1 protein-coding gene is annotated in these 2,896 nt (G+C 74.5%); it reads right to left on the bottom strand.

All coding sequences use genetic code 11. The annotated features are described in order from the left end of the window. Positions 1-131 precede the first annotated feature (131 nt). Complete coding sequence (locus RIF68_RS33155) at positions 132-2,678, bottom strand: sensor histidine kinase KdpD (protein WP_309055145.1); 2,547 nt, start codon at positions 2,676-2,678, stop codon at positions 132-134. Between the last annotated feature and the right edge of the window lie 218 nt (positions 2,679-2,896).

Genomic DNA, 2,896 nt, shown 5'->3' with positions numbered 1-2,896 from the left:
GTGGGGGCCTTCCTTCTTCTTGCGTTGCCGTGGGAGTGGCGGGGCGGGCGGTACGGGGACGGGCGGTGGCGGTACGGCGTCGGCGGTACGGCCCTGGGGCCGGCGCCCTGCTCCGGGACCCGCCTCCCGGCTCAGGTCACCGCCCGCTCCGGGAGGCCGGTGACCGGCGGCGGGGCTCCGCGCGGCGCGGCCCTGAGGGTGAGCACCATGGTGAGGCCGCCGCCCGGGGTGTCCTCGGCGCCGAGCGTGCCGCCCATGGCCTCCACGAAGCCGCGTGCCACGGCGAGGCCGAGGCCGACGCCCGCGCCGCGCGGGGCGTCGCCGAGGCGCTGGAAGGGCTCGAAGATGCCGTCCTTGCCCGCGTCGGGCACGCCGGGGCCGCGGTCGACGACCCGCAGCTCGACCCGCTGCCCGATCGTGCTGGCGGCGACGGCCACCGGCACGCCCTCGGGGCTGTACTTCACGGCGTTCTCGACGATGTTGGCGACGGCGCGCTCCAGGAGGCCCTTGTCGACCTCGACCATGGGGAGCGACTCGGGGATGTCGAGTTCGGCGCTGCCGTCGGGAACCCCGCCGAGGGCCATCGGGACCACCTCGTCCAGGTCCACGGCCCGGATGAGGGGCGTGACGGTGCCGGTCTGGAGCCGGGACATGTCGAGCAGGTTTCCGACGAGGTGGTCGAGGCGGTCGGCGCCGGCCTCGATGCCGGCGAGGAGTTCGGCCCGGTCCTCGTCGGACCACTCGACGTCGTCGGAGCGCAGGGAGGTGACGGAGGCCTTGATGCTCGCGAGCGGGGTGCGCAGGTCGTGGCTGACCGCGGCCAGGAGCGAGGTGCGGATCTTGTTGCCCTCGGCGAGTTTGCGGGCCTCCTCGGCCTCGCCGACGAGCCGCTGCCGGTCGAGCACGACGGCCGCCTGTGCGGCGAAGGCGCCGAGTACCCGCCGGTCCTCGGCCGGCAGCACCCGCCCGCTCAGGGCCAGGGCGAGGCGGTCGCCCACCGGCATGTCGACGTCCGCGTCCTCGGGCCGTACCGCCGGATGGGGTCCGACGCTGGCGGCGCGGGTCCAGGGGCCGGTGCCCTCGGCCCGCTCCAGGAGGGCCGCCGACTCCATGGAGAAGGTCTCGCGGACCCGCTCCAGGAGGGCCTCCAGGCTGGTCTCGCCGCGCAGCACGCTGCCGGCGAGGTAGGAGAGGACCTCGGACTCGGCCCGCAGTCGGGCCGCCTGGTGGGTGCGACGGGCGGCCAGGTCGACCACGGAGGCGACGGCCATCGCGACGCCGAAGAAGACGGCGATGGCGACGATGTTCTTGGGGTCGGCGACGGTCAGCCGGTGGACGGGCGGGGTGAAGAACCAGTTGAGGAGGAGGGAGCCGACGGCGGCCGAGGCGAGGGCCGGCGGGAGTCCGCCGAGCAGGGCGGAGGCCACGGTGAGGGCCAGGAAGAGGAGCATGTCGTTGGCGAGCCCGAGGTCCGCGTCGACATGGGTGAGGAGCAGGGCGAGCCCGACCGGTCCCGCGACGCCGGCGAGCCAGCCTCCGAGGATGCGGGAACGGCCGAGCCGGGCGCCGTGGGCGACGGGCAGCCCGCGCCCCTTGGCGACCTCGCTGTGCGTCACGATGTGGACGTCCAGGTCGGGGCCGGACTCCCGGGCCACGGTCTGCCCGACGCCGGGGCCGAGGACGTACTGCCAGGTGCGGCGTCTGCTGGAGCCGAGGACGATCTGGGTCGCGTTCACGCCGCGCGCGAACTCCAGGAGCGCGGAGGGTATGTCGTCCCCGATGACGTGGTGGAAGGTGCCGCCGAGGTCCTCGACGAGGGTGCGCTGGACGGCCAGCTCCTTCGGGGAGGCCGCGGTGAGGCCGTCGCTGCGGGCGATGTAGACGGCCAGGACCTCGCCGCCGGCGCCCTTCTCGGCCAGGCGGGTGGCGCGGCGTATCAGGGTGCGGCCCTCGGGGCCGCCGGTGAGGCCGACGACGATGCGCTCGCGGGCCTGCCAGGTCGAGCGGATGTTGTGCTCGCCCCGGTAGCGCTGGAGGTACTCGTCGACCCGGTCGGCCGTCCACAGCAGGGCCAGTTCGCGCAGGGCGGTGAGGTTGCCGGGGCGGAAGTAGTTGGAGAGGGCGGCGTCGACCTTGTCGGGGGTGTAGACGTTGCCGTGGGCCATGCGGCGGCGCAGGGCCTCGGGCGACATGTCGACCAGCTCGATCTGGTCGGCCCGGCGGACGATCTCGTCGGGGACGGTCTCCCGCTGCCGTACGCCCGTGATCGACTCGACCACGTCGCCGAGGGACTCCAGGTGCTGGATGTTGACGGTCGAGACGACGTCGATCCCGGCCGCCAGCAGTTCGGCCACGTCCTGCCAGCGCTTGGGGTTGCGGGAGCCGGGGACGTTGGTGTGGGCGAGTTCGTCGACCAGGGCGACGGCGGGCCGGCGGGCGAGGACGGCGTCGACGTCCATCTCGGGGAAGGTGGTCCCCCGGTACTCGATCTCGCGGCGGGGCAGCTGCTCCAGGCCGTGGAGCAGCACCTCCGTACGCGGGCGCCCGTGGTGCTCCACGACCGCCACCACGCAGTCGGTGCCGCGCTCCACCCGGCGGTGGCCCTCGGAGAGCATCGCGTACGTCTTGCCGACGCCCGGTGCGGCGCCGAGGTAGATCCGAAGCTTGCCGCGTGCCATGACCCGACCCTACGTCCAGCCAATCGGACATTCCGCACCCGGGGAGGGCCCTCGGTCACGTCTTGACGTGATCCTGATGCGGGGCGGCCGACGGCCGGCCGGGCCCTCCGGCACCGGTCGGTTCGCCGCCGGTGAGAACACGGCCGCCACCGGGTGGTGGAGGGTGGTCGTCCCGGAGCCGGGGCCGGAGCGGACCCACGAGCGCGAGGCACTCGCCG

It is taken from the genome of Streptomyces sp. (genome assembly GCF_031178505.1).
Taxonomy (GTDB): Bacteria; Actinomycetota; Actinomycetes; order Streptomycetales; family Streptomycetaceae; genus Streptomyces; species Streptomyces gulbargensis.
Note: the sequence above shows the minus strand (reverse complement) of the source record. Positions and strands in the feature narration are given on the sequence as shown.

Bases quoted from the DNA above. Each gene is read 5' to 3' on its own strand.
- RIF68_RS33155 (WP_309055145.1), bottom strand. From the start codon at position 2,678: ATGGCACGCGGCAAGCTTCGGATCTACCTCGGCGCCGCACCGGGCGTC.